General features: G+C 50.9%; 17 protein-coding genes. All 17 read right to left on the bottom strand.

What is annotated here, in order from left to right; translation table 11 throughout:
- Nucleotides 1–7: 7 nt before the first annotated feature.
- Entirely contained in the window at nt 8–847 is an 840-nt protein-coding gene (locus K6Y31_RS06225) for a hypothetical protein (protein WP_233051942.1), read from the bottom strand.
- Nucleotides 847–3,252 (bottom strand): hypothetical protein, encoded by a 2,406-nt coding sequence (locus K6Y31_RS06230; RefSeq protein ID WP_233051943.1) that lies wholly within the window; start codon nt 3,250–3,252, stop codon nt 847–849. The genes K6Y31_RS06225 and K6Y31_RS06230 overlap by 1 nt, the downstream gene beginning before the upstream one ends.
- 9 nt (nt 3,253–3,261) lie before the next feature.
- The gene (locus K6Y31_RS06235; protein ID WP_233051944.1) at nt 3,262–3,624 is read right to left on the bottom strand and encodes a hypothetical protein; all 363 of its coding nucleotides are present in this window, start codon (nt 3,622–3,624) and stop codon (nt 3,262–3,264) included.
- Nucleotides 3,621–7,058: a tape measure protein gene (locus K6Y31_RS06240; RefSeq protein WP_233051945.1), complete on the bottom strand. Its 3,438-nt coding sequence runs from the start codon at nt 7,056–7,058 to the stop codon at nt 3,621–3,623. The genes K6Y31_RS06235 and K6Y31_RS06240 overlap by 4 nt, the downstream gene beginning before the upstream one ends.
- Before the next feature lie 156 nt (nt 7,059–7,214).
- On the bottom strand, nt 7,215–7,973 hold the full coding sequence (locus tag K6Y31_RS06245) for a phage tail tube protein (RefSeq protein WP_233051946.1): 759 nt from the start codon (nt 7,971–7,973) through the stop codon (nt 7,215–7,217).
- 3 nt (nt 7,974–7,976) lie between these two features.
- Nucleotides 7,977–8,393, bottom strand: coding sequence for a phage tail terminator protein (locus tag K6Y31_RS06250; RefSeq protein WP_233051947.1), 417 nt, complete (start codon nt 8,391–8,393; stop codon nt 7,977–7,979).
- Complete coding sequence (locus K6Y31_RS06255) at nt 8,390–8,797, bottom strand: gp436 family protein (protein WP_233051948.1); 408 nt, start codon at nt 8,795–8,797, stop codon at nt 8,390–8,392. The genes K6Y31_RS06250 and K6Y31_RS06255 overlap by 4 nt, the downstream gene beginning before the upstream one ends.
- A 5-nt stretch (nt 8,798–8,802) precedes the next feature.
- Nucleotides 8,803–9,312, bottom strand: coding sequence for an HI1506-related protein (locus K6Y31_RS06260; protein ID WP_233051949.1), 510 nt, complete (start codon nt 9,310–9,312; stop codon nt 8,803–8,805).
- An 80-nt stretch (nt 9,313–9,392) separates the two neighbouring features.
- A complete protein-coding gene (locus tag K6Y31_RS06265) occupies nt 9,393–10,301 on the bottom strand; it encodes a Mu-like prophage major head subunit gpT family protein (RefSeq protein WP_233051950.1) in 909 nt (302 codons plus the stop codon).
- Complete coding sequence (locus tag K6Y31_RS06270; protein ID WP_233051951.1) at nt 10,301–11,452, bottom strand: phage protease; 1,152 nt, start codon at nt 11,450–11,452, stop codon at nt 10,301–10,303. Before K6Y31_RS06270 ends, K6Y31_RS06265 begins: the two co-directional genes overlap by 1 nt.
- A 72-nt stretch (nt 11,453–11,524) precedes the next feature.
- The gene (locus tag K6Y31_RS06275; RefSeq protein WP_233051952.1) at nt 11,525–12,301 is read right to left on the bottom strand and encodes an SHOCT domain-containing protein; all 777 of its coding nucleotides are present in this window, start codon (nt 12,299–12,301) and stop codon (nt 11,525–11,527) included.
- Between the two features lie 236 nt (nt 12,302–12,537).
- Nucleotides 12,538–12,972, bottom strand: coding sequence for a phage virion morphogenesis protein (locus tag K6Y31_RS06280; protein WP_233051953.1), 435 nt, complete (start codon nt 12,970–12,972; stop codon nt 12,538–12,540).
- Nucleotides 12,972–13,214, bottom strand: coding sequence for a hypothetical protein (locus K6Y31_RS06285; RefSeq protein ID WP_233051954.1), 243 nt, complete (start codon nt 13,212–13,214; stop codon nt 12,972–12,974). The genes K6Y31_RS06280 and K6Y31_RS06285 overlap by 1 nt, the downstream gene beginning before the upstream one ends.
- Nucleotides 13,211–14,662, bottom strand: coding sequence for a phage minor head protein (locus K6Y31_RS06290; RefSeq protein WP_233051955.1), 1,452 nt, complete (start codon nt 14,660–14,662; stop codon nt 13,211–13,213). The genes K6Y31_RS06285 and K6Y31_RS06290 overlap by 4 nt, the downstream gene beginning before the upstream one ends.
- Nucleotides 14,662–16,236: a DUF935 domain-containing protein gene (locus K6Y31_RS06295; protein ID WP_233051956.1), complete on the bottom strand. Its 1,575-nt coding sequence runs from the start codon at nt 16,234–16,236 to the stop codon at nt 14,662–14,664. Before K6Y31_RS06295 ends, K6Y31_RS06290 begins: the two co-directional genes overlap by 1 nt.
- 13 nt (nt 16,237–16,249) lie before the next feature.
- Nucleotides 16,250–17,830, bottom strand: a complete 1,581-nt coding sequence (locus K6Y31_RS06300; protein ID WP_233051957.1) for a terminase large subunit domain-containing protein — start codon at nt 17,828–17,830, stop codon at nt 16,250–16,252.
- Complete coding sequence (locus tag K6Y31_RS06305) at nt 17,830–18,417, bottom strand: DUF3486 family protein (RefSeq protein ID WP_233051958.1); 588 nt, start codon at nt 18,415–18,417, stop codon at nt 17,830–17,832. Before K6Y31_RS06305 ends, K6Y31_RS06300 begins: the two co-directional genes overlap by 1 nt.
- Nucleotides 18,418–18,426 lie beyond the last annotated feature (9 nt).

Below are 18,426 nucleotides of genomic sequence, written 5' to 3' on the forward strand. Positions count from 1 at the left end.
AAGAGCATTAAACCCACCAGTCATTTAGTGATATAGCATAACCAGGGAAGTAAACATATTCACTGTCTGTTTCACCGAATTCTTTTTGGGTATGTGGGCTAAAAAGCGCCCCAAAAAAACCAGGCATCACGCAAGTCACTCGATTGGATGAATCCCTAAACGCTATTCCTGTATATAGGCCGTCACTATATAAAGGCTGTGTGCCATAATTTGCTTTCCCACCTGATATCAAATTTGATGTGGTCTTTAGCATATCATGCGTTTGCTTATGAATATTATCTGATATAGGGAAATCAATAATACCTCTATCTGGCCGACCTAATTTATAAGCGTCATCATCAGACCAGTATGCATCAGCTCCTAGTGAAACTTGTGTTGTGTTTGTTGCTCCAGCTTTTGCTCGGCCAAGACAGCAAAACATTGGGTGACCTTGATGAATTGTGATGATATAGCATGTGTTGTTATCAGCTACTACCCACCAATTTGTGCTGCGTAAAATGCCTTGGTGGAGCGCATTTGATACACGGCCAGATAACGGCGGATACGAGATAACGGACGATACATTATTAAAATCAATGAAGCTTTCACAAGTATCGAATAAACAGTATGCAGACCCAAAAACACTTGTGTGCGCATCATTAAAACGATAAAACCATCCGTTATCACTGGGCGCTAAAATAGCGCAATGCTCTGCTCTTAAATCAAAAGCAATTTGCCAGCCAGCGCCCGCTCTAGCTCCAAACCCCTCAACTAGACATTTAATTAACATATTAAGAATACTGCCCTTGCTACCGTCTAATTGCGGCGCGCCGGGATCATCATGTTTGTATAAAATCGGTGCTGCCATTATGCGTTTCCTCTAAAAGCTAAAGTCAATGAGTCTTGAGTGATATTGCTGTGACCGGGATTGGTTGCACGCACTAACATAGCGGGACGACTGGCGGCCACTTGTTGAAAGCGAATGACCTCCCCCGCGTTATACCCTGCGCCGAACGCTTCAACGGGGATGGTAAACATCACATCACCGGTTTTTACATTCAATGCGCTAAAGGGGTTTAAAGTGTCCCCCGTTTGAATTTGACCAAAACGGCGGCCAATGCAACGAAATGCAGTGGGACTGGTAAACACTAGCGCCCAATCTTCGTTTATCGCACTGTTGTTACTGGTTTCAATCGGAAAATCAGGGTTTAACTTGGCCACGGCCAGCGCGCTGTCGTTATCCCAGTTATTGTTAAAACTGCTTAATACTCTTGGATTAACAATGCGCGCTTGTAAATCACCTAGCACTTGCACACTGGCCACCGTGGCACCTGCCGGATAACTGTTGGCTAACGGCTCGGATAAACTCACCTCATTGCCGACCACTTGCGTGACTAAGGCCAGCTCGCTGACGTTATCGGTTAAAACAAACGGGCCGGTGAATCCAGCAAAGTCGCTGTTAATGGTGACAGTGGTGCCCGCATAACTAAAATGCGTGTTGGCCGCTGTCCAAAGGCTTTTTTGATTCGCGTCTAAAATATCAATACGGCTATTAGCGCGTACGGTATGGTTTGCGCCATTGACGGGGCTAATCAGTTGGCTTTTTAAATCGGATAAGCACAAAACACCCCACGGGCGATAAATGTCCACTAGGCCACCTTTGGGCACCCTTAGCGGATTGATGCCATAGCGATCAGAGGGCGGCAACAAGCTGACCATTTCTGTTACATCGTAAGTTAAGGTGGACAATTTTACGGGGCTGCTAAACGTCAGCTCAACCACGTTGCCTGATACGCTGCCGGTGATGCCCGTGCCGCTAATTACACCAGCATTGTCACCGCTGGCGCTAAGTTGGGTATTGGTGGCCGTGGTCACGCTAATATAAAGCGACTCAAGCAATACGTTGTTAAAAGGCAACACAAAACGCGCCTCGGCAGCGGTCGGCGTGGATTTCACCGCAAGACCAAACAAAGAGCGCATGCGGTTATTAATATCAACATAAGTGCCCGCCGCGTAATCCACAATGGCAAGACGCACGGTGCCATTGCCATCGGTGCCATAGACGCCATCGTCCCGCTCGGTGATTTGGCCCACATATTGAGTAGTTCCGCCCGCTAAAGCATCAAATGTGCCTTGCAAGCTGCCCTTGGCAATCGCTAGCGGGTTCGCATTGGCCGTGGTGAGTATTTCACGGTACTCGTAATTATCGGCGCTGATATACGACACGCTGACAAAGCTGCCTGCGTCGGCCAGCTCTGCCAGCACCACTTGAATATATCGCTCGTTGCCGTCGTACTCAGCGCGAACAAGGGCATCTTGCTCGGTTTTCAACTCGCCGCCTTTGGTGTATGACACGGTGGCAGGATATTTTTCTAATAAATCCAAGGTGGGCGCATCAACCACCACCCGATAAGTGCTTGATGATGTAGCGCTAAACTGGGCCACGGTGCGCACAATGTCGCTTTGTGCGCCATTGGGGTTTTGGCCAAGATGTTTTTTCTCGGTGTTGATCACGGGCAACAAGGATTGCTGCGCCGCTTCAACCTGCAAGGTTTGGCCGCTGCTTGGCGCGGTTAACTTACTTACACCGTGGGCTTTAAATGTTTCGGTCGCCGTGGAAATACGGCGCAATACTGAACATTTAGTTTGACCATTAATCACAGTGTCACGCTCTGGGGTAGGCCACGCGATTGCAGGCTCAAATACCCACAATCGCTGTGCGCTATCATAAGCTGTAATCTGCACATAATGATTGCGACGGGGCCATGTTGCGTCTTCTTCGCCGTCATACTCGACGCAAATAGCAACGATTTGGCCGATAGACAAGCTCACCCGCGTTGGCTCACCTTGCGCCGCGCCTGTTTCTAAATCTATCGCGCTGATCACGTTTTGGTTTTTGCTTAAGCCACTTAAGCCGGTGCGTAAACGCAAGCCCGGCGTCACCGCACTGCCTAAGATTTCACGCATATCAGCTAAGGTGCTAGCATCATTCAAGGCGTCTGATTCAATCAATAATGCCGTCACTTTAGGATCGGTTAGCGGCTGGCTGATATACACATGGCCATCTCCCAACAATTGAGCATCAGGCGTATCCACGGTGGGATAAAACTTAATAATGTCGATTGCGCTTCGGGCGTGATCAATGTCTGAAATCGGGGTTAATAAATCCGATAGCTTGCCGTTGACCACGACATTTTTTGAGCGATAGCCGCCCGCGTCATCGGTTTGGCCAAGGGATTCGGGTTTAAATATTTTTAAGTCGCTGCGGTTCATAGTACCTCTTTAAATAGTGATGAAATTCAAAGTCACATCAAACATGGTGCTGGGTGACTGATCGGCATAGGCAATCGCTGGCGTGGCGGTTATCGCTTGAGGTTGATGCAGCCAAACCACGTTAAACACCTCATCGTTAATGGTTAACGCAAAACCCGTTGGCGAGCTGCTGGCATGAGCCTTAAGAGCCATGTAAGTGGCAAAGCTTTCTTGCTCACTCACCAGTACAATGGGTTGCCCTGCTTGCTTTTGTGATTGTTCTAATAGCAAGCTGCCATCAATGGCATATTCGCTGTGCGACACCCAGGCATCCCATTCAAAACGGTTTTGCCACACAAATTCAGCAAGTGAAAAATCAGCAAATGAAATCAAAATGACACTCCTTTTAAGCGCTCTAACTCAGCCAGCAAACTTAAGTCACTGGTCTGAGCTTGCAGGGCTCTACCACTGGGCAGACCTATCTCTAAGCGGATCACCTTGTCAGCTTGGCGTGATGGGCTTTGGCTATTGTTTTGAAATGTCGTTGAACGGTTATTCGCGTTAGCCCGACTCGATTTTTCTTCTTCCTTGCGCTTTCTCAACGCTTCACGCAACTCATCCATTTGCGCCTGCATTTGCTTAATTAGTGCATCAATGGCTGCGCCATTATTAAAGCCGCGACTTAACCCTGTTTTAGTCATGTTGCGGGCAAGCTCAGCCATCATTGCTTCAAGCTCGCGCACGCTCTTTCCGCCTAGGTTGCTGGTATCCACGCCAGAGCCTAATGTGCTGCCTGCACTGGCGGTGTTTTTATCAATCTCGCTTTGACGCGTGCGGGCGTTGGCATCAATGATACGGCGGGTTGCGTTTTCCACTTGGGTGGCCGCATCCGTCGCGGCGGTTGCGGTGCTGGCCAAGTCACTGGCTAGGTTGCGTGATGAAGTGGCAGCATTGTCTTGCGCTGTAGTCAGGTTTTTAAACTGGTCAGTTAAGCCATTGGCGGCTTTTTCCACGTCAATCAGGGGATCGATTTGCCCGCCGGTGGCTTGCGTGGCTTTGATGGCGGAGTCTTCCCACACACCAAGGGCATTAGCTACATCAGTCGCGCTGGCCACGCCCGATTCTTTGATGATGAAATAGGCGTCTTTGTTTTTTTGCGCTATGTCGGCCAGTGTTTTGGCCGATTGAATGCCCAACTGTTGAAACGCTTTTTCCACCTCTGAGGTGTTGCGGATCAAGTTGTTTTGCGCATCTTCAATCCGCTTCACGCCTGCGGTCACAAGGTCGGTGGCCACGTTATTATCTTTGGCGTATTTCAACCAAAGCGCCGTCAGCGCATCTAATTCAGCTTGGGTTTTGGCTTGGCCAATAGACGCATCAAAGGCGGCTTTCACCGCGTTAAAGCTTTGGGTGCCTGAGCTGGCGATCAACGCAAAGGCATCAATGGCGCCTTTGCCGGTGGCGGTGATCTGATTGTTCACCTCCGCCATGTCTAAACCTAGCTTGGTGAAGCTGGCGCTTAAGGCGGCGTCCATGCCGTTGGCAAATTCACCTGCGCCTATCATGCCGTTATCAAACAGCTGTTGCAGATTGGTAGAAAATACCGCTAAGTCTTCACCTGATAGCTTGGCCAGTTTGGCGGCTAATTCGGTTTCTAGGCTTTGGGCAAGGGCTGCGCTGTGCGCGGTGGCTTTTTCCAGTACGGTGCCAAAGTTGGCCACTTGCTCTATTTTGGTGGGGTCAAACGCTGCCACTGTGGTGGTCACCCAATTGGGCAAGGTATTGTCTAGCGCAGCGGTGTTTAAGCCTTTGATGGTGTCGGTTAGCGCTTGTTGCGACAGCACCATTTTATCCATCAATGTATGGTTTTTAGTGTCTTGCGCCCAAGCTTGTTCTGCTGCGGCTTTTTTCTCGGCTAAAGCTTTGGCCACGTTGTAAAGGGTGTCGGTTTGTTTGTCCCAGGCTAAGGTGCCATTAGCGACAAGGCGCTCAAGGTGTTCCATGTCCTTGATCTGAATGCCCAGCTTGCCACTCAACTCAGTTAATTGCTGGCTAAACTGGCCTTGCTGGATACGCTGGTTTTTTAGGGATTCTGCGGCGTCATTTATCGACTTATCATAATCAATGGCCGCACGCGTAAGGGCATCAATGCCTTGGTAGGCAATCACAGTGCCTGCGGCCAAGGGGCCTAATAAGCCTAAAAAGGTAGAGGTCGCCGTGGCTAAACGGCCCATGCTGGCCGCGCCCGTGGTGCCCATGGCGTTGGCAGTGGTTTGGGTGGCCACCATTTGTAGCCTGAAATTACTTAACGCTTCTGCCGCCACCACAGCTGAGGCTTTAAAGCCGCTAAACATTGAGGCCAGTTTTAACCCACCGACCAATAGGGCAAGGTTGCCAATGGCCTCGCGCCATTCCCACACCGTCGCTAAACCTGTTTTTAACGCCGATAAAGTGCTGATGATGGCATCTGATATTTCTTTGGCGTATTGCTGCAATGAGCCATCGGCGGCCATCTCATCAATGGCGGTGTTAATGGCGTTTAACTCGCCTTTAAAGGTGTCCAACAAGCCAGCATTGGCGATGGTATTTTTTACTTTGTCCAGGTTGTCTTGCAGGTTGGAAACCATGCCGTTCCAAGTGGTCATCATGGCCGCCGCACTGCCTGCGCTGGCTTTGCCCATTTCCTGCACCAACAAAGCAATTTCTTTGCGGCCTAATTGGCCAGCACTGGATAGCTTTTGCAGCTCAAGGGTATTTTTACCCGTGGCCTTTTCCAGTAAGTCCCAAACCGGAATGCCGCGCTCAACCAGCTGCAAGATCTCTTCGCCTTGTAGCTTTTGTTTCGCCCAAGCCTGACCAACTGCCAGCACTGAGCCTTCCAGCATTTGCTGATCGCCGCCCAGCTGTGCCACTTGGTCGGCAATGGCTTGCATTGAGCCGTCCATCGGATCCATACCAAACGCTTTTAACTTAACAAAGGCATTGGTCACGCCATCCAATTGGTATGGGGTATTTTTAGCAAACTGTTGCACCCATTGGCTGGCTTGTTCGCCTTGCTCAATGCCGCCCATCAAGGCGCGCATTTGCATATCAAGCTTTTCAAACTTGCCGCCGGTATTCAGCAAGTCCAGTACAGAACTGGTCAGGGTATTAATGCCGACATAGGCCGCGCCCGCGGCAATTAAGCTTGTCGTAATAGCGTTTAAACGGCCATTAAAGCCCGTGCCAGCTTGGCTGGCTTGGTGAAAGCCTTGGCTGGCTTGTTGGCTTTTTTGATTAAGCGCGCCGGTAGCACTGGCGGCTTGTTTTAACTTGGCTTGCTGCTGGCCTAACTCTTGGGTAAGTGATTGCGCCCACTGCTCAGCAGCGCGCATCGAGGTGGCCAGCTTTTGCTGCTCGGTGTTAAGGTTTTTGCTGTTAATACCCGCATTGCTCAACTGGCTGCGCAGTTGCTGCAGGGTTTGTTGTTGCTCAGATTGCGCCGCTTTTAAGCCACGGCTTTCGGCTTTAGCGCGGTTAAACGACGCAGTTAGCGCCTTGGTGGGCTTATCCGCTTGGTTGATCTCTTTGGCCAACGCCCGGGTGCGCTGCTCGGCCTGTTTAAGCTCAGTTGAAGTGGTGTTTAATTCGGTTTTAAGTTTGCGAAACTGCTCCACCGCCGCTTGCTGGCGCTCAAGCTCATTGATCCGCTGGCCCAGCATATTGGCTTCGGGATGCGCCTGCGCCGCTTCCTCGCCCAGCTCATCCAGCAAGGCAGACAGCTTTTTCAGGCTCTCGCTGCCCGTGGTTTTAGTATCAATGTTTAAGCTAAGGGACAGTTTCGACACGGCAGATCTCGCAAATTAATAAACCAAACACACAAGAACAATAAGCGAGGTTTCTTATTCGGTTATTTGCCGCAGGGACGCGGCAATTAAGCCATCAAGGACGATTTAACGGCGCGCCGAACAAGGAACATCGCGTTTTACTACACGACTGCTTATTTACGCCAAAACCTCATGCTCTTCGTAGCTATAAGGCACGCCGTTTTCAGACACCAAAATCACTTTGCCCGTTAGCTCAGTGCTAACGTAATCCGCCGCCATAAAGTCGGTGCCATTGCTCGGTGATAGCGTACACAGCGGCACATTCAGGCGAATGGGTTTGCGGTTAGCGAGGTTTTTGCCTTTGAGTACCAAGCGATAACGGTTGCTTGAGGCCAAGCCACCTTTCACCCGCGTACCGGTCAGGGCATTAAAACTGGCGGTGACTTTTACCGGGCCACCGTTTTCAAGCGCGCCGCCAACCACAGGGCGGATCAAGCCATCAGCCCAGTTAATTTCCACGTCTGCGCCAATGTCTAACGCCGCATCAGCATTGCTGCTGTCGGTCACACTCGCCGCCGCGGCCACTAGATTGCTGTTAGGTAACTCAGTCCAACGGCCTTTAAGCAAGGTCACGGCCACCGCGGCTAAGTTGCCCGCGCCTTGGTTAATGGCCTCGGCTTGACCTTGTAGCGCCATTTCCACCACTTCACTGGGTTGGTCATCAATGGCGATGGTGATTTCCGTCGCACCGGGGATGATCACGTCATCCAGCAATTGGCCATAGCTGGCTTTTTTGGTGGACTTGCGCGACTTACTTTCACTGGTGGGTTTAATTTCCAGCTTAGTGGTGTTCAAGGGGCCAATCAGGCCAAGGCCTGCGCCATTATCAGCAATACGCTCTAAGTACATATCGCCAGCACATAAAATACCGTTCATTGTTTAGTTTCCTTCAACTTTAAGGCTGGTTTCAAATACCAGCGGAAAATAGGCGTAGCCGTTTTTGTACAAGGGCATGGTGTTCGCGTTCACTCGCTTAACGCAGCCAAGTTCGGCTGGCGGCTTCCAGCCTTGTAAATGGGTCAGCACAGCGCCCATCAGCTCGCCCGCTTGTTGGCGCGCATTACTGGTGCTGACATAACGCACCGTCACGGTCACCATCCAATGCTGCTTCACGCGGCTATACAGGCCCGCTTGGGCGGTTTCATCCACCCGATCACCCAAATAAATCACATGGGCCGCGGGCACGGGTTGGCACTTTTCTTCCAACACCGACAGCTGTTCACTGCTCAGCACCGCCTTAAACGGCAAGGCTTTAAGGTGTTCAATTAACAAAGGTTCAAAGGCTAAATAGTTCATATAAAGCCCTTGGCCTGTGAGCGGCTTAACAGCGTGCCGGCGGATTCAATGTGCGCCAAGTCGTTGCTGCTGGTGTTAGCGTTGTCTATCACCAAGCGCACATCGCCCTTGGCCACCATTTTTAAATAACTGATGGCTTGCTCGTAACGCACTTTCACCTGCTCCGGCACCACATCGTCAAATAACAAATAGCGGCTAATGTCAGCGCACAAGGGCTTTAACGCTTCGGGCACCACCGCAAAGGGCAACCAAGGCGCTAAGTACATATTCATGCGCACGCCAGCATCGGCAATCACCCGCGTTAGCTTGGCTTGGTCAATCTCGCCGCTGCCGGTTTCATCGGTCAGCATGCGCATTTCATCGCTGCCAAAAGCGTCGATTAAATCCGTGGGCGTGCAATACATGGCCGTTACTCCTGCGCGGTTACTGGGCTAGCTTGGTTGGCTTGATACCACTCCCATGCGGCGTCACGCTGCGCGGCGCTGATGTTTAATGGCACTTGTTCGCCGTCTAAATCTTCTAAGCCCAGCGCTTCAAGGGCTTTAATATCGGGCTTGTTTGCGCTGGTCAGCACCAGTGAGCCATCGGCATCCACCACTGCAATTAATGCCACAATGGGGGCTAACTCGTCTGGGCAGCCGGCTAGCTTGAGCACGTCACTGTGTGCTAAGCCCAGTGGCGCATCGTCCATGGCCCCTTGCGGGTTAGCATTAACAATGGCGCTTTCATTCGAGATGGGTTCAAGGCTAAGGCGCTGGTCGCTTTGCAATTGGGCGAGTTGCGCTTCGCTAAGCTGGTCGGCTTGAAGCAAATTTTCCCCTTTAGCCAGCACCAAACCCGCGCGGCGATAACCCGAATGGGCCGTATTGAATATGCGTAAAGAGCCCGAAACGCCTGCGATACCTTTGGTTTTATCCATAACATGATCACTCCGTACTTAAATGTTTAAACGTGGTTAATGGCCAGTTAAACGGGGCGTAAACCCCGTTTAAATGGGGTTTAAAGGTAATCCGCTACCAGCAGCTCAATGCGGCCTTTCAGTTCGTTTGAGCTATTGGCGTCCAGTTCACGCTCAAGCAAACGGGTGGCGGTTTTTTCAAGAGACGTCGGCACCACCAAAATGGTCGGCTTAATGCCCAGCTTTTTGCCGCCGTCGCCTTCAATAGCCCGCATAGCGCTAATGGCTTCCCACAGTGAATCCGCGTTCAGCGCCTTTTTCATGCCAAAGGCCATTTGCCAAAAACCAAAGCCCACCGCGCAGCGTTTATCCACGCCGTAGCGAAATTCACGCGACATAAACACCGATTCATCGTCGTTTTTGGTCATGGCAATCAACTGCGGTTGCTTGCGATCTTGATAAATCAGCGGCTTAATGGCGCGTGAGGTATCAAGCACAAACCAAGGATCACCGCTATAACCCGCATCCACTATCATGTTGGCCACGCTGGTGACTGCGCCGGTGCCATCGACGTTCTCGGCCACGGGGTGGTCGGTATCAAAGAAGTTTTGGCCGTCATAACACAAGGTGGTAAAACCTGCCGCCAGTAAACCAAAGGTCAGCTGATCAGGGTGAATGGCCGCTGCATTGCCCATTTCTTGAAACAAGGGCGTGTAAATTCCCATGTTGTCATCTTCAATGTCATTTTGGTCCACGCCGACCGTTGACTCGTAATCTTCATTGACTATCTGATAGCCATGGGCTTGCATCGACTTAATTTGGCGATCGCCCACCCACTTTTGCAATGAGGGAAACTTGCCCAACCAGCCGTAGGTGTTACTTTTCGTTGTGGATTTGATCACCGAGGCAATCTTGGTGTATTGAGGTTCAACGCCCGTTAGGCCATTTTTAAAGTCAAATTTGAAGCCCGTAAACAGGGATGCAATTTGAGCATGGGTAACAATCGCCATTATTTTTCACCTTTGGTTTTTGCGAAATCGTCATAGCTGATGCCAAGCAAATCAGCCGCTATTTTGTCTTCTGCCGTGAGTGTGGCTAAGCCAGTGTCGGTTGGCGCTGCAGGGGGTAAGCTTTGGCTTTGCTGCGCGCTCAGCGCCGCAATAGGTTGTAACAAGTCAAGCTGCGCAGTCAGCACCGCCATGCCGTGTTGCTTGCCTAGCTGCAGGTAATAATCTTTTTGCGCGCCGGTGAGCTTGTTGGCCGCGAACGCTTTATCCACTGCCGCCGTTACTTGGTCGGTTTGGCTTTGCGCAGACAGCGCCGCTAGTTGCTTAACAGTTTCGTCATAGGCAGCTTTAGGCACGTATTGGGTCAGGTCAACGGCCATTGTTTTACCGATGCCTTTTTCTGTTTCAGCAGCTAACGCAGCAATAGCTTGCTCGGTTTGTTCAGCCTTAGTGGTTAACGCAGTCAGCGCGGTTAAAGCCGTGGTGCGCTGCTCTGGCGTGATAGTGGCACCGTCTGCCACCTCAACGCCGAGCGGCGCCAGCAGTTGTTTTAGCCATTCATCCATTACTGGAGTCTCCTGTTTTGTCGGGGGTAAGGATTGGGGTAGCAGCGTCGCCGCCAGCTCAGCGAGTGGCGTCATGCCATCGAGGGCTGGGCGATTAGTCAGGGCGGCGCTGTGCAAAAATGTGGGGTGGCCAGTGGCCTTGTCGTAACCAAACACACACGACAAATAGCGGTATTCTTTGGCATGCAGGTACGCCAGCGCCTTGTCGCTCCAGCGCGGCTTAATAAACAAGCCTTGGCCTTCACGCCAGTCAATTTCGTTAACGCTAAAGTAACCGGCAGCCGGATTGGGCTGGCCATTTTTAGGGCTGTTAAGGGTTTGGTGTTCGTAGTCAATCACCAAGTCACCCAACTGATGGGGCGTGGCCGCTAGCATTGCCTGAGTCACGTCAGCATCAATAAACCACTGCTTCGATGGCACATCAACGGGGCGACCATCTACCGCGCTAAAGTGACCAGCAGGCAGCAGCTGAACCCAGCCATCTGAGACGTTAAGATCAAGCTCAGCTGCTAACGCCGCAATATTGCTATTGTGGGGTAAGGTCGCGCTGAGGGCCGCAAGGCCGTAATGAGTGTGTTTTGTTTTCATGCCGCTAGATTAGCGGCATGGGGTGATGGGTGGGGTTTAGTAGGTTTTAGTGCTGATGAACATGGGGAATGACTAGTTAAGGTTGAGTAACTTCTGCTTTTGAGCCATTAACTCATCATCCGTGATCAGCCCTTCTTTGTTAAGTTGAGCAAGCTTTCTGATCTCATCTGCCACTGAACCTGGTTTTTGTATTTGTTTTTGAGGCGTTACAACTGCCGGCGTTTCAGGGATGTCTTGCACTATATCTGATGGCGCTAACATTTCATCTTGCTCATCCGCTTTTCTGATTAAAACGGATACTAAGCTATGCCAGTGCCTAGCCTGCGACATTGCTTGTTGATATAACGCACTACCTTGATCAGATTCAATATTCAAAAAATTAATTTCAAAGATTGGCTCTGATGTGTCATTTTTAACAATTCTTAAATCAATGCGTTTCGTTTTCGCTTTAGATGTTTTTTTCCCTGTTACTCCACCGATGATAGCGCCAACCCCACCAAGCATCACACCACCGATTAATGCACCACCAAGCTGGCTTGAGCGAGATGTTTTAGTAATAGTGGCATTATCTTCAAATATCTCAGAGGACAACAAATCTTTATAACCGATAATTTTTCTTGAAACTTTTTCTCCTCGCATTTTGATTAAACAAATTTTTCGTCTTCGTTCATCAATTGCAATTCCGGTTAAACCATCACTCCCCAAGGCCTCTTGGGTAACTTTAAAGTCTCTAACCATAGTAAACTGTCGTTTCATTTTTTTCTTGTTGTTAGAAACAGCGATCACTTGAACCACCCCAGCAAGTATTCCCGCTATTGCCACAAAAATTATTAGGTCGAAAAAGCCCATCCCACATATCCGTTATGCTATTGAATTAAGCCGCTAGTTTATAATGATTCACACGTCAAAACATTGAACTAAATTTGATATCAAGAAAACACCACCCACAACCCTGTTTAATACCTGTTTAATTCGCGTCAGATTTGTTTAACACTTTTTAGCCTAGCGCTTACCTACCTTTAAGGAAAAAGCGCTTAAAATCGCTTACAGGCGTTTGCGGGGTATTTGCATGACAGGGGTGATTGTTAGCTTTCTATGTAGTGTGCCAGGATGTCTAACACGCTTTGGCTTTGCGCATCGTTTAGGCCCAGCCAAGGGCGCGGCGGTAGGTTTATTTCATCGCGGCCAAACTGATGGGCTGCGCCATATTCTAGGTTAGTACCAAAGCTGAGTTGCTGTTCGCCAATTTGATAGCTTAGGGTATCGGCCAAGGTGCCAGACTCGCGCAGAATGCGATCGGGCCGCTTGGCGTTGGCTAAGGTGGCCGGTTGCAAAGCGGCCCAAGTGTTGCCATCGGGATCGGTTTGGTCAATAAAGCGCTGGGCGTGCAGGTCTAACAAGTATTCGCCCACCTCGCTTAATGCGGGGGTTAAGTCTTCACTGCGCTGGTAAATTTGCTTGAGGGTTTGGGCGATTTGTTGCTGGCCCAGCAGGTCAATGGATAAAAAACTGCCCGCCATTATGCTTTGTCCTTAGCGGCGAGTTCCGCTTCCCATTGCGCGATTTCTTCAGCCGTTGGCTTTGGGCTCCATAACGCTATTTGCTCTGGAGTGGCGGCGGCCATTAACGCTTCAAAATACATATTAACAAAGGTTTTTTCTAACCCTGTGGCTTGAGCCGCTATTGCACTAAGTTGCTCTGGCGCATCATCTGGCAACGGATCTTGGGCGATTAAATTGCCTGCTTGCTCTACAAATTTCATTTTCTATCCTGTAGGTTTGCCCACTGCTTATCAAACCAGTCTACTACATCAGGCCAATGTTTTTGCAATTCTTCGCGGCCTAATAGCCAAGCGCTAAAGTGCTCAGCGAACCATTCGCGCTCTGATTCTTGCTGCCAGCCGTAGTAGGTTAAGTACTTATCTGTCGGCGGTGATGGCTGCCCTAACTTGTAATGTACCTGATGACCCATTTCATGAAGCCAAGAAAGTAAGCAACCGTGACTGCCAAGTATATCGCCTCCTGCTTCGGCAATGGCAAACCATCGCTGCGATCCATTCGGCCATAGGTGTTTACCATTTCCAGCTGCGCCTTCTTTGATGATTGTTTTTACATCTTTAATGATAGCGTCAACATTCACTTTACCAAGGTTATGCTGTTGCTGTGCACGAATAACAACATGCTGCCAGTCTACGGAAGTAAACCCCAGCGGGTCTTTCAGTTTTGGTGCGTAATACATATTCCTTGCTTGATCAGCAGTCAGCCCTAAATACTCGGCCACCTCATCAGCGATGGCCCAAGCCGCGTCACCTTTGCCCATTTCGGTTGATTTGATAAACAGGGTTTTAAGATCACGCTCTTTAATAAATGCTAGCAGCTTGGCCAACTCGGGCGCGGCGTCGGTGGCAATTAGCGCTTCAAGGGCTTTATTCAAGCTGTCTATGTTCACATTTTTCACAGTGCTAAACGCCGTGGGCACTAGACGCTCTGGCGGTGTAAAGGGTTTTGCTGCTTGCTCGCGGTGCTTGGTTTGTTGCTTGGCTTGCTGCGCTTTGGTGGGCGCGTAGTCAAAGCCGGGGTCGATACCTTGGGGAACGCGGTGCACTTCGCCTGTTACTGGGTCAATATACTCACGATAGATAGGCTCAGGGGTCTTGTTTAAGTCTTCGTCTTTAATCCGGCGCAAGCCGCGCACTTTGCATTTGCAGCCCCAACCGTTTTGCGGGAAATGCGTATGCCAAAAGGGATCGTCTTTGTTTAACGTCAGGCCATGCCATTTTAAATGCCACTTGCGCGGGGTAATGCTGTCGCCGTGTTGGTATTGCCACACCTCAAATTGCTGCAGCTGTTGCCAGCGCCCCGCGTTGTAGCTTTGGCGCATGTTGGTGTCGTAAATGATCCGCGCGCGCCAATCGGCGCTGCCGGTGTGCTCCCAGCCGTGTTTTTTGACGATGGCGTTAAACTCGCGTTTAAACCAACCAATGCTTTTGCCCTCGGCGATGGCGGTGTCTACCGCTTTACGAAAGTCATTCAGCAGGTTGTCGCCCATGGCACCCGCCACCATAAAGCCGCTGTTGTGGGCATCGCGCCACACGTCGGCCCAGCGCTCACTGGGCAGGTTTAACTTGGCTTTAAACTGCTTAATTGCCTCTTCAAAGGGCAATGAGCCATAGCGGGCTTGCCCTTGCATATTCTGCTGCGACTTGGCCATTAGCGGCCTTGCTCTACGTCAATGCGACCAGCTAGCTCAACGGCGGCAAAGGCTTGGCCCATGATGGCGCTGGCGTCATCGACGTTAACCGCGTGGCTGGCTAACAGCTCGGCCAGTTCGTCTAGGCTGTTGGCTTGCTCGACTAAGGCGCGAATGCCGTCGGTCATGCTGCCTAATGCGTCGCCCATTTGCTGGCGCAGCTGGGCGCTAAATTGGTCAGCGTGATCAGGGCCGTCATCTGGAGCTGGCGTAATTTTGTGAATGGCGCTAAGGGCCACTAAGGGCGTGAGATTATCTTTGCTTTCATTGCTTGGGCTTACCCCTAGTACCGCTTGGCCTTTTTGCGCCACAGGGATCTTTAGTTTGTCATGCGCCCATTCTTGGGGAATTTGCATACCCAAGCTGACTAAGCCCGGCAGGCTCTCTGATAACAGTTTAATGTCTTCGGGCTCGGTCACGTCAAACTCAAGACGCGGAATACGGTGAGCGCTGCGATAGCTGCGGCCATTAAGCACATACAAGGGATAAACCAGATCGCGAGTGAGCGTGGCAGCAATTTGTTTTAGATCGCTGTCGCGCAGCTCTTGGCGCACTTCGTTATGCACTTGGCCTAGCGCGTTGGTTGAGCTTTTGCCATCGGCTTGGCTCGTTAAGGTGCCACCGACAATGGCTTTTGATTGGCTACGCTCGCACCAAGCGATCATGGCTTCAAATGGCTCAGCGCCGCCTTTGGCCGCTTCGTGAAAGTCCAGCTCCATGCCACGGGGAATAATGCCACCGGCGTTATGGCCAATGCTCATCACGGCGCGCAGTAAGGTGGATTTTTCATTTTCACTGGCACCACTTGGGTATTTACCCAGGCGCAGCGGCAGGCCGTAGATTTCTAAAAACTCGCCTAAGTCGCGTACCGATAGGTTTTTAAACAGGAATGGCCAAGCCACTTGGCGCACTAATGCGGCGCGGCCAAGGTAGCCCGATTTGGCTTTATGCTCGTGCTTGATCCAACCGAACGGTTGCAACGCTGCGCCTAAGTGGCTGTTATCGCGCAAGCGCAGTTCGTCACGCTGCAGTGGATTCAGTTGAAACCAGGTTTGTGGGCGAAAGTCTAACCCTTGCACCACATGCAAGCCGTCAAACTGTGCCCACTTAATTTCTAAGCAAGAAAACGCCTTAAAGATGCCGTCAGCCATTTCCAATATGGCTTCATCCATGATTGTGCTGTCTTCCAGCATTTGCTGGATCAACTCGGCGTCAGCCTTTTCTTGGGCACTGGCGTTGCGCGGCGGCGTGATGTTCCATTCAATGCCCAACAAAGCTTTGCGGCGCTTATCTACCTCACAATAAACATGGGCATCTTTTTCCAATATGTCTTCGGCCAACTCCATTTGGCTGACTAAACTACCCGTTTCTGCTTCGCGCATGATGTTGGCCAAGCGGCTCGGTGTTAACCCTGATGTGGGGTGCTCGTCATAATGGTGCTGCAAATGCGCTAAGCGCGCATCGTCATGGGTTTGTTGCTGTTTTAACTCGCGCTCTGAGCGCAGCGGGTTGCCGTAGATATCAACGATAGACATTATTTATTCCTCATTACCAGCAGCGACTTGCAAAGCCGTTGCTGTCTTCATCTTCATGGGCGTCGCCGTCAAAGCGGCTGGTTGCTGGCAACGGGGTAAACTCGATAGCACTGCCTTCCATCCAACTGGCGCGAATGGCCATGGCAAGGCCCACAGCGGCGTCACCGTGGCGCTGTTTGCCGTCTTGGCCTTTGCTTTTGCCTTTATCGATCTTGGGCACACCGCCGACCACTTGGATGTGGCGCAAGTCGTCGAGTATGTCTTGGTGCTTGGGAATGCTCAGGGTGCCGTCTTCAAATTCGGCTTTAAGCTTGGGCATCCACTCGCGATACCAAGGATCGTTAAGCATGATGCAATCGACCATTTCGGTGCCGTAATGCAGCGCCGCGCTTTCGGCTAAGTAGCCGCCATTACCGGTGGCATCAAAGGCCATGCCTTGCAGGCGTGGTAATCCGGCTAACAAATAGAACAAGATTTGCTTTTGTTGGTCGTAAGTGAGGTTGCGCAGCTCAATTAAAAACGGTGTGCGCTTGGTTAAATCGCGTTTAATTTCCAGTGGCACAAAAATGGTTAAATCGCCCTTGCGGGCAAAGTCTTCACCAAAGGCGTGGTTTAAATTGGGATCGAGTTGGGCCAGTTCTGGGGCCAGTGTTTGCTCGCACCAATCGTTTATTTCAAGCTCGCGCCTTGGCTTGCTCCAATTCATAAAGTCGTCACAGGCTTCGTAACGCAAAATGGGAATGCCTGCGGTCATGGCACGCTCAATGTAGCTGCGCTGCAAATACGCGCCGCCGCCGTGTTTGGGCACACAGTAGTATTCTTCTAGGGCGTCGTCTTTGGTGTGGGTGGCGTTAAGTAGCCCTGCTATCCAAGCATCTTGGGCTTGCTGGCTCCACTCGATGCCACGAATTTGGCAAATGCGCTGATACAAGCCATCAGCGCAGGCATCGTCTAGGGTGATGGTGTGCACGCTGTAGGCTTTTTTGCCGGCGCGGCTGTCTTGAATAAGCTGATTAAATTGGTTGTCTACACCGTTATGGGTGCTGATCAAGCGCACCTTAGCGCCCCACATGGTCAGTGCCAGTGCGGCTTTTAACACCTCGGCCAAGCGCTCATGAAAGGCGGCTTCATCAATGGTGACGTTACCTTGCATGCCGCGCAGGTTGCTGGGATTTGAGCTAAGGGCTTGTACTTTAAAGCCCGACTCGAAATACACCACAAAGGTGAGGATGTCTTTGTCTTCATCATTTAAGACTTCTTCACAAATATCACCCGCAGCCTTATCGAACACCTTGGCCCACATGGCCACGGCGTCGATAAACTCGCGCGCCATTTCTTTATTGGAGCCAACATAAAAATGATGGGTGCCGCCATGGCTTTTGGCGGTGGCAGCGGTTAAACAGGCGTCTGCCGCTTCGGCCCAAGTGATACCGGTACGGCGCGACTTTTCGGCAATTTTTAACGGTGATTCGTCGGCTATCCAGCGCTTTTGATAACCAAGTAGCACCTCTGCAGGATCAAAGGCGCTGATTTGGGCTTGGGTTTGTTCGGCCAGCACTTGCGCGAGCGTGGCGTTATCGACCAGCGCAACCATTAGGCAATCCCCAAAATTTCATTTTTCAGCAGTTGCACCGCTTCTTTGGTTAAGCCTTGGGATTTACCCACCACTTCGGCGGCATTGGCGGCTTCTTCGGCAAAGGCTTTGCGGATCTCTTTTTCACGCTTGTGGGATAACGTGGCGGTTTGCTCTAGGCGCTGCGCCGCTAACATGGCGTCTTTGATCATGCCAATATCGACCGCTTCATCGGCTGAATCGGCTTGGTTCATCATGGCTTTAAACAGTTGGGTGCGGCCAATTTCCAAGATCAGTTTGGTGACATCACCGGTGGGTTTTTCGCCTAATTGCGCCACCCATACTTCACTGACTTCGCGCATTTCGCGCAGGTCTTTGCCCACGGCTTCCATTTTGCTGGCGTAGCGATTTAGGCCGCTTTTTGACAGCTCGGCTTCTTCTGGCAGACCAGCAACACGGATCAAGTCGTTGATTTCTTCCAGCAACTCTTTTTGCGTGATAGAGCCATCACGCAGGCCCATATCTAGCTTTTTCCGGATCGCTTCGGGCAGCAGATCGATTTTGCTGCGCTTGCCTCTGGTCGGTTTATCAGTAGGTTTATCTGCCATCTGCGCCCC

The sequence above is a fragment of the Motilimonas cestriensis genome, from assembly GCF_021295315.1.
Classification (GTDB): domain Bacteria; phylum Pseudomonadota; class Gammaproteobacteria; order Enterobacterales; family CBDFNC01; genus Motilimonas; species Motilimonas cestriensis.

Coding starts and splice junctions, on each gene's coding strand:
- K6Y31_RS06225 (WP_233051942.1), bottom strand. CDS start 847: ATGGCAGCACCGATTTTATACAAACATGATGATCCCGGCGCGCCGCAA.
- K6Y31_RS06230 (WP_233051943.1), bottom strand. CDS start 3,252: ATGAACCGCAGCGACTTAAAAATATTTAAACCCGAATCCCTTGGCCAA.
- K6Y31_RS06245 (WP_233051946.1), bottom strand. CDS start 7,973: ATGAACGGTATTTTATGTGCTGGCGATATGTACTTAGAGCGTATTGCT.
- K6Y31_RS06250 (WP_233051947.1), bottom strand. CDS start 8,393: ATGAACTATTTAGCCTTTGAACCTTTGTTAATTGAACACCTTAAAGCC.
- K6Y31_RS06255 (WP_233051948.1), bottom strand. CDS start 8,797: ATGTATTGCACGCCCACGGATTTAATCGACGCTTTTGGCAGCGATGAA.
- K6Y31_RS06260 (WP_233051949.1), bottom strand. CDS start 9,312: ATGGATAAAACCAAAGGTATCGCAGGCGTTTCGGGCTCTTTACGCATA.
- K6Y31_RS06265 (WP_233051950.1), bottom strand. CDS start 10,301: ATGGCGATTGTTACCCATGCTCAAATTGCATCCCTGTTTACGGGCTTC.
- K6Y31_RS06270 (WP_233051951.1), bottom strand. CDS start 11,452: ATGAAAACAAAACACACTCATTACGGCCTTGCGGCCCTCAGCGCGACC.
- K6Y31_RS06275 (WP_233051952.1), bottom strand. CDS start 12,301: ATGGGCTTTTTCGACCTAATAATTTTTGTGGCAATAGCGGGAATACTT.
- K6Y31_RS06280 (WP_233051953.1), bottom strand. CDS start 12,972: ATGGCGGGCAGTTTTTTATCCATTGACCTGCTGGGCCAGCAACAAATC.
- K6Y31_RS06285 (WP_233051954.1), bottom strand. CDS start 13,214: ATGAAATTTGTAGAGCAAGCAGGCAATTTAATCGCCCAAGATCCGTTG.
- K6Y31_RS06290 (WP_233051955.1), bottom strand. CDS start 14,662: ATGGCCAAGTCGCAGCAGAATATGCAAGGGCAAGCCCGCTATGGCTCA.
- K6Y31_RS06295 (WP_233051956.1), bottom strand. CDS start 16,236: ATGTCTATCGTTGATATCTACGGCAACCCGCTGCGCTCAGAGCGCGAG.
- K6Y31_RS06300 (WP_233051957.1), bottom strand. CDS start 17,830: ATGGTTGCGCTGGTCGATAACGCCACGCTCGCGCAAGTGCTGGCCGAA.
- K6Y31_RS06305 (WP_233051958.1), bottom strand. CDS start 18,417: ATGGCAGATAAACCTACTGATAAACCGACCAGAGGCAAGCGCAGCAAA.